This window comes from Moraxella sp. CTOTU48268 (assembly GCF_032069585.1).
Taxonomy (GTDB): Bacteria; Pseudomonadota; Gammaproteobacteria; order Pseudomonadales; family Moraxellaceae; genus Faucicola; species Faucicola cinerea.
In genome coordinates this window covers 39,300-46,983 of the sequence record NZ_DAMALV010000019.1, presented here as the reverse complement: position 1 = coordinate 46,983, position 7,684 = coordinate 39,300, and the positions used below count along the sequence as shown (strand labels likewise).

8 protein-coding genes are annotated in these 7,684 nt (G+C 44.9%); 4 read left to right on the top strand and 4 right to left on the bottom strand.

The genetic code is table 11. The features are described from left to right. Nucleotides 1-70: 70 nt before the first annotated feature. Complete coding sequence (gene purD, locus RT143_RS07935) at nt 71-1,375, bottom strand: phosphoribosylamine--glycine ligase (RefSeq protein WP_313092298.1); 1,305 nt, start codon at nt 1,373-1,375, stop codon at nt 71-73. Between the two features lie 68 nt (nt 1,376-1,443). Between purD and RT143_RS07930 the strand changes: the two genes are divergently transcribed. Then, nucleotides 1,444-2,166 (top strand): ribonuclease HII, encoded by a 723-nt coding sequence (locus RT143_RS07930; RefSeq protein ID WP_313092296.1) that lies wholly within the window; start codon nt 1,444-1,446, stop codon nt 2,164-2,166. A 213-nt stretch (nt 2,167-2,379) separates the two neighbouring features. Here RT143_RS07930 and RT143_RS07925 read toward each other — a convergent pair whose 3' ends face one another. Together RT143_RS07925 and RT143_RS07920 are read right to left on the bottom strand one after the other, a co-directional pair. Continuing rightward, entirely contained in the window at nt 2,380-2,835 is a 456-nt protein-coding gene (locus tag RT143_RS07925; protein WP_007116746.1) for a DIP1984 family protein, read from the bottom strand. A gap of 35 nt (nt 2,836-2,870) precedes the next feature. After that, nucleotides 2,871-3,743 (bottom strand): glycerophosphodiester phosphodiesterase, encoded by an 873-nt coding sequence (locus tag RT143_RS07920; protein ID WP_313092294.1) that lies wholly within the window; start codon nt 3,741-3,743, stop codon nt 2,871-2,873. 148 nt (nt 3,744-3,891) lie between these two features. Here RT143_RS07920 and RT143_RS07915 point away from each other — a divergent pair, with 148 nt between their 5' ends. From RT143_RS07915 to pgeF, 3 genes are all read left to right on the top strand, one after another. Then, the gene (locus RT143_RS07915) at nt 3,892-4,938 is read left to right on the top strand and encodes a hypothetical protein (protein WP_313092292.1); all 1,047 of its coding nucleotides are present in this window, start codon (nt 3,892-3,894) and stop codon (nt 4,936-4,938) included. Nucleotides 4,939-5,080: 142 nt separating this feature from the next. Beyond that, entirely contained in the window at nt 5,081-6,262 is a 1,182-nt protein-coding gene (gene prpF / locus RT143_RS07910; protein ID WP_409519703.1) for a 2-methylaconitate cis-trans isomerase PrpF, read from the top strand. 52 nt (nt 6,263-6,314) lie between these two features. Continuing rightward, complete coding sequence (pgeF, locus tag RT143_RS07905; RefSeq protein ID WP_313092288.1) at nt 6,315-7,205, top strand: peptidoglycan editing factor PgeF; 891 nt, start codon at nt 6,315-6,317, stop codon at nt 7,203-7,205. 57 nt (nt 7,206-7,262) lie between these two features. Here the strand turns inward: pgeF and RT143_RS07900 are convergent. Continuing rightward, nucleotides 7,263-7,684: peptidylprolyl isomerase (locus tag RT143_RS07900; RefSeq protein WP_313092286.1), on the bottom strand; the 422-nt coding region annotated here is incomplete at its 5' end.

The following is a 7,684-nucleotide window of genomic DNA, read 5'->3' as shown; positions in this document are numbered from 1 at the left end:
TAACACTTAGCGTAACCACTTGGCGTAAGACAGTGGCTAGATGTCTAAATGCCATGTTATTGGTTGTTGGTTATTTGGCGCTAGATTGAATAGCGCGCCAACCGATATCACGGCGATAGTGCATACCATCGAAGCTAATAGCGCCACAAACTGCTAAGGCTTTGGTTTGGGCATCCAAAATATCATCACCGAGCGCCGTCACGCAAACCACACGACCGCCATTGGTGATAATTTCACCATTGTCAAAGGCTTTGGTGCCTGCGTGGAAAACTTTGACATCCATATCCGTTTGCCCATACTGAGACTCAAGCGTTGGTAACCCATGGATAACATCGCCGTTGCTCGCGCTTTCTGGATAGCCTTTGCTAGCCAGTACCACACCCAAGGCAGGACGCTCATCCCACTCGGTTTGTTTGGGAAGATTGCCATCCAACCCTGATGTTATTAAGTCAACCATTGAGCCTTTTAGGCGCATCATAATGGGCTGTGTTTCTGGGTCACCAAAACGGCAGTTAAACTCAATCACATAGGGGTCATTGTGGTCATCAATCATCAATCCTGCGTACAAAAATCCCGTATAAGGTGTGCCATTGGCGTTCATGGCATCGACCACTGGCTGAATCACACGGTCAATCACCTTGTCATGTACTTGCTGTGTCACCACGGGGGCAGGTGAGTAAGCACCCATCCCGCCTGTATTAAGACCGGTATCACCTTCGCCAATACGCTTGTGATCTTGGCTGGTTGCCATCGGTAAAATATTGTTGCCATCTATCATACAAATGAAGCTAGCTTCTTCGCCTTGCAAGAACTGCTCAATCACCACACGGCTGCCCGCATCACCAAATTTGTTGCCCGATAACATATCATTGATGGCATCAACGGCTTCTTGTTCGCTCATCGCCACAATCACGCCTTTACCTGCGGCTAAACCATCGGCTTTGATGACAATCGGCGCGCCTTCGGATTTCACATAAGCAATCGCTTGTTCTGCATCGCTAAAAGTTTGGTATTTGGCGGTAGGAATATGGTGTTTGATCATAAAATCTTTGGCAAAGGCTTTTGACCCTTCAAGCTGTGCGCAATACGCCGTGGGTCCCCAAGCTTTGATACCGGCTTTTGTTAAGTCATCGACCATACCTGCCACAAGTGGCGCTTCAGGACCAACCAGCACAAAGGCAATGTCATTGTCTTGGCAAAATTGAATCACCGCCGCATGGTCTTTGACGTTTAAATCGACATTTTGTAGTTTGTGTTCAAGCGCTGTGCCCGCATTGCCGTTGGCAACAAAAACCGTGCTAACTTTGCTATCTTTGGCGCATTGCCATGCCAATGCGTGCTCACGTCCACCTGTGCCAATCACTAAAATATTCATATTGCTTCCTTAAAAATGTAAAATAGCTTTATCGTACGCATTGTAACAAATTTTGGGATCTAAATTAAATGACAAAGCATTTTATTATTGGCGTAGATGAGGTCGGGCGAGGGCCGTTATTGGGCGATGTGGTGGTTTGTGCGCTCATCTTCGATAAGGCGATTTTATCTATCAAACAAGATAGCCTAAGCACTGATTTACCCAAGGCTAATAGTGTAGGTATTAACCACAATCATCCGCTAAGCGCGCTAACTGACTCCAAAAAACTGTCAGAGAAAAAACGAGAAGCGTTATTTTCCTTGATTGAACAAACGGCGAGCGCGCATCAGGTTGTCAAAATTTCTGCCAGCTTAATAGACCAGATCAATATCTTACAAGCGACATTACTAGGGATGAAACAAGCAGTAGCAGGCGTGATGGCGCAAATGTTAGCGCAATACCCAACGGCGACCTTTAGCGTCATGGTGGATGGCAATAAACTGCCCGTGTTGTTTGATTTGCCCAATTATCAGCAAATTACCCATGAGCAAGCGATTGTGAAAGGGGACGGCAAACATGCGTGTATCAGTGGCGCCAGTGTGATTGCCAAAGTGACGCGTGACCGAGATATGGTGGCGTTGTCAAAGTTATATCCTGATTATGGCATTGAGCAGCATAAAGGCTATCCCACCGCCGCCCATATCCAAGCGATAGAGCATTACGGTATTTTGCCCATGCACCGCAAAAGTTTTGCCCCCATCAAACAGAGGATTTTAGACCAAAAAGGTGAACATACAGTCAATATCCGGTAGTAATGAGTGCAGGTCTAAAGTCGCCTTGTGAGCGAGTTTAACTAGTAAGGTGTACTGAGCATGACAAGTAAAAAGATGGTCTTGCTCGCAGACCTGCAAGCTGTGCCCGATTTGTTTTCAACCTCTCGGTGGACAGCGCGCCAAACAAGGTCTGATAGTCGCCCTGTATGTTCGAATCCATCATAGCAAATTGTAGGCTTTTTTCAAACTAGCTTATACTAAATCAATCTGCCAATTAGCGGCTTGCAATTGGATATTTAAGTTTCTAAGTTTCACCGCTATGTCATCTGCTTGTTTTTGCAGTTTGACCGGTTCAATCACTTTTTGCCATTTGATTTCTCGATAGCTATAACGATCGCCTTCCGTCTTAGCATTATCAATCGCGGTTTGCAGCAGGCGATGGCGTTCGGCAAGTTCATCACGCTTGACTAAAGTGCTGAGCATGGTTGAACCATCGGGCATGACAGCGATAGCATTGGTGCGATGGATATGGTCTATTAACGCATACAGCTCGCTCATGACTTGATTGGCTTGTAGCAGCAGTTCATTCGGGTTTTCACTTGGGGTATCGCCGTCTTGGACTTTGACATTTTCAGCAATGCGCGATTTCAAGCTGGCGAGCTTTTTTTGCATATCAGCACGTCGTAACAAAGCTTCTGCAAGTTTCATGGTTATCTTCCTATTGGTCAATTTAGTGGGTCAATTTAAACGTTAAAATCATATAATTGGGTTAAAAATTGGGTAGGATAATCTGTAATCACACAATCCACGCCCATCTCAATCAAGCGTTTCGCCACATTCACCTCATTCACCGTCCAAGCGGTGACTGTTAAGCCATAAATTTTGGCAATTTCCAACAGGGTTGGGGTGATAAGCGCATAATAAATGCCCACTTGGCTACAGCCTAACGCACAAGCGCGATTAAAAGTTTGCAATATTAAGTGTTTACCCGCTGCATCAGGCGTCGGTAAAAAAGCAATTTGGCTTGCTAGCGTGGCTTTAGGTTCAAGTGTTTTAGGCTCAAGTAACAAGCCTGTCGGAAAGTGAAACGTTAAAAATTGCTGTTGGTTTCGTATCTGATATAACACATCGGTATCAAAACTGGTCAAGGTGATGGGTAAAGCTTGCCATATTTCTTGTGATAATAGTCTAAGCAGATTTTTAACCAACGAGGCTGGCTGGGTTTTCGCATGGGTTTTGATTTCCAGTTCAATATGGTGAAAGTGTTGCAGATAGGGTGGTAAATCGTCTAGCAACAATACGTGATGTTTTAAAAACCCTAGTTCAAAACGTTGGGAAAAACGCCCATAGTCCGATTGCACAATGGCGTCTAATTCAGCCCTTGTTTTATCAGCAATCCACGATTGTTGTCTTGCCAGCCGATTTAAGGTTTCATCATGTACCACCACAAATCTGCCATCGGCGGTCATTTGGACATCAAATTCAACCCCATCAAGCTGCTTACCATGTTTTTGCAATTGCTGCACGTAGGCAAATCCGTCTTGACAGTTCTCTAGCATTTCAGCGCGAGCAGCACGATGACCGAGTAAATAATACGTTTGATTTGGATGGCGCATACGATGGCTCGCAATAGACAATAAAATTTTATGACTACTAAAAATTATTACAACTAAATTTTATTATAAATAATAGTGAACAACTAGCCAATTTGCAAAACTTTGCTTTATAATGGCATGGTAATAAATACTGCGTGAAAGGTGCCTTATGTCTATGATTTTCCCACAAAATACGTTGTCAAAAAAAATGCGTACGCCGTTATTGTTGGCGTGTTTTGCCTTAACCGTGGTGGGATGTAGTCGCAATGAGCAAAAAGACGAGCAAACTGGCAGTGCTGCAAGCAGTGAGCAAAAGACAATTGAAACGCCTGATATTGCCTGTAACAATGAGAAGGCAACCAGTGCCATTCACAGTTATCTGGTCAATCGCATCGACCAGCAAGCCAAAAAGCAGTCTGACATCATTCAGCAGCAAGCAGGTACGATTGTTGATATGACTATCTTGCAAAATGGCTTGTCGCAAGTGGCAATCAATCTAGAGAGCGTGAATGGTAGCAATGGTAAATGCCAAGCGACGGTGTCGTTTAATATGCCTCAAGCGCAGCTCGATAACGCGGATAAAATTTATACCCGTCTAAAAATGCCAGTCGCCGCCGAGCAAATCACGTCGCGTGGTTATCAACTACAAAATAGCACGTTGGTGGCAAACAATGTTGGGTTTGGTCTATCAGCGAGTGGCGCCAATTACCAAGTCAATAGTACCACAGGCGACGATGTGATTGGGCTAGTCGGTGAGATTATGGCAAATTCGGCATTAGCGCAAACGCTGACCCAGCCATCTAATACGCCGTTAGCCGGTTCTTCGGCAGGTGCCATACCCGTTGTACCACCCGTGACTAGCAGACCCAGTGTCGCTGCCAACAACAGCCAAACTTCAACGACCAAACCTGTCAAAAAACAAACCACAGAAAAACCAAAAACGGGCAGTGAAAAAAACAGCAGTGAAAAAAATAAGACTGACGTGACCACCACCACACCAGCCAAGAAAAACACGCCATCAAATAGCGCAGATAAAAAATCGGTGAAAAAATCTGAGTCAACCACTTCAAATGCTGATACCAAAACAACCGCTACTAAATCAGCGGCTAGCACTGGCAACAGCACAGACAAATCAACCAAGCCAGTATCGCATGAAAAAGTCCCAACCGACACCAATGTCAAATTAACCATTGAAGAAAAAAACGAGCAGTACTAACGTTGACCACTTTTAAATGACGTGTTTAACGTATATCACCCAGTCATCAATTTGTTTTAGCATGTTTTTGATTTAGTAATGTGACTAAACATAAAACAAATTGATGCGTCAACTCTTTACCTGCCACCATAAGGATATGAACATGGCCAATTTTGCCCCACAAATCGCTGTTAAAGCTACCTATATGCGCGGTGGTACATCAAAAGGTACTTTTTTCAAGCTTGATGACCTACCTGAACGCTGCCAAACCCCAGGGCAAGCCCGAGATAATTTTTTACTGCGGGTAGTTGGTAGTCCAGATCCGTATGGTAAGCAAATTGACGGTTTGGGAAATGGCTCATCCTCAACCTCCAAAGTGGTGATTTTGTCAAAAACAGACGTTGCCGATCATGATGTGAATTATTTATTCGGTCAGGTCGCCATTGATAAAGCGATGATTGATTGGTCAGGTAACTGTGGTAACTTAACCGCGGCGGTCGGTTCATTTGCGATTGCCAATGGCTTAGTGGATGCCAGTAAAGTGCCCCAAAATGGCATTTGTGAAGTCCGAATTTGGCAGCAGAATATCAGCAAAACCATCATCGCGCATGTACCCATGACTGATGGTCAAGTGCAAGAAACGGGCGATTTTGAGCTAGATGGTGTGACTTTCCCAGCAGCCGAAGTCAAAATTGAATTTATCGACCCTGTGGACAGCGATAGCGATATGTTCCCGACGGGCAACTTAATTGACAAACTGGAGGTACCTGAAATCGGTGAATTTGACGTCACGATGATCAATGCAGGTATCCCAACGATTTTTTTAAATGCCAAAGACTTAGGTTTTACAGGTACAGAGCTACAAAAAGACATCAACGGTAACCAAGAAATCTTGGCTAAGCTTGAAAAAATCCGTGCCCATGGCGCCGTTAAAATGGGTCTGATTGCAGCGTTAACAGAAGCCCAAACCCGTCAGCATACCCCAAAAATTGCTTGGGTTGCACCGCCAGCCGATTATACCGCCTCTAGTGGCAAAGCAGTCCAGGCAGGCGATATTGATTTGCTTGCCCGCGCGATGAGCATGGGTCAACTGCACCATGCCATGATGGGTACAGCCTCGGTTGCGATTGGCACCGCAGCGACCATTAAAGGTACGCTAGTCAACCAAGCGGCAGGTGGCAAAGCGTTGTCTGAAGTACGCTTTGGTCACCCATCAGGCACGCTACTGGTCGGGGGTGAGTCCTCACAAGTCGATGGCAAATGGCAAGCGAAAAAAGTGTCTATGAGCCGTTCAGCGCGCCGTCTGATGGTGGGTGAGGTGTATGTGCCTGGCGATGCGTTTTAATCGACAAATCATTCACAAGTCAGCTAATAGCCCAATACCTAAGAGCCTAATAATGACAGATAAGCATTCACACTGGATTGAACTGACGCACGCACCAAGCCAAGGGGTAACTGTGGTTCAAACCCTATCTGGCTGTGAATCTATGGCAAGAAGGTCAAGCAATGATTTTGTGGGGCAGCCTAGTTTGAATGCTATGTATGGTCAATTCAATCTGGGTTTACATGTAGGGGATGATAGCGTGCAGGTGCATCAAAATCGTGCGCACTTGCTGCAATCCTTGCAACAATATCATCCAACATTAAACAGCATTCATTGGCTTAATCAAATCCATGGTGATGAAATTTATCAGGTTACCGATAAAATTGGCACAGCAGCGATATCTGCTGATGCGCATATTACTCGTTTACCTAATGTTGCCTTAGCGATTATGACAGCAGATTGTGTACCTGTCATGATAGCCACCGATGCAGCAGATGATAACAAACTGATTGCGGCAATTCACGCTGGCTGGCAAGGTCTTAGTAAAAATATTATTGCAAAGACAGTGCAAAAAATGGTACACCAGTTTGATTTTGCAGCGGGGGATAATGCGACTGCAGAAATGCAGAAGGTCACTCGTGGGTGGCACGCTTGGGTAGGCGCTAGCATCGCACAATCGAGCTATGAAGTAGACAGTTGTGTCAAAGATGCCGTGTTGTCAGTGTTAAACGTATCTGAGGCTGTCGCTACCCAGTTGTTTCAGCCAAATGCTGATAAGGTCGGTCATTATTTTGCCAATTTGCCTGCAATAGCAGAATTACAGCTCAAGGCTTGTGGTATTCATCAGGTGCATAAAAGTGGTTTGGACAGCCATGGTGATGCACGATTTTATTCGTATCGTCGGCAAACCCAGCATCAATTGCCTGCGACAGGTAGAATGGCAACGCTGATTTTTATGGACTAATTTAATTATAAAAAAAGGCAGTGTGATTAAAACACTGCCTTTTTTATGCAAGCTAAATTATTGCATGATTTTAACGTAAGCTTGCGCTCTTAAATCCTGCATCCAATCATCTAGCGCTTGCGGTGCCATACGTTGGTATAGGATTTCACGCGCCATGTTTTTACGATAGACATCACTCACATCTTTTTGGCGTTTTTCATCGACTTTAAGAATATGCCAGCCAAATTGTGTTTGGAATGGCACAGAATAGTCATTTACCGACGTTTTTTTCATCATTGCTTCAAAGCTTGGCACCATATCACCTTCACTAACCCAGCCCAAATCGCCGCCGTTACTGGCGCTTCCCGGGTCTTTTGAGTAGGTGCTCGCTAAAGTAGCAAAGTCCTCACCTTGACGCAATTTTTCATAGATAGTATCGATCTGCTGTTTCGCCATGTCAGCGGGTAGGGCAGTTGATGGGCTAATTAAAATATGGCGGG